1 pseudogene is annotated in these 205 nt (G+C 47.3%); it reads right to left on the bottom strand.

The window, feature by feature from the left end:
* Positions 1-205: pseudogene (locus V6C16_RS14880) on the bottom strand (IS3 family transposase); the annotation flags it as partial.

The following is a 205-nucleotide window of genomic DNA, read 5'->3' as shown; positions in this document are numbered from 1 at the left end:
CTCCAACTCTCGGTAAATTCGATACACGCGCTTATGGTTCCAGGCATACCCTTTTACGTTACGCAAATAGAGAAAACAGAGACCAAATCCCCAGTTGCGCTGCACTTGCGCCAGTCCAAGAAGAAGCTCAGCAATCAGGCTGTTCTCGTCAGAAAGCTTATGTTCATAGCGATAGCAGCATTCACTGACCTGAAATGTCAGGCAA

The sequence above is a fragment of the Desulfovibrio sp. 1188_IL3213 genome, assembly GCF_036763145.1.
Lineage (GTDB): Bacteria > Desulfobacterota > Desulfovibrionia > Desulfovibrionales > Desulfovibrionaceae > Desulfovibrio.
The sequence above is the reverse complement of the archived record's forward strand: the minus strand, read 5'-3'. Positions and strand labels throughout refer to the sequence as shown.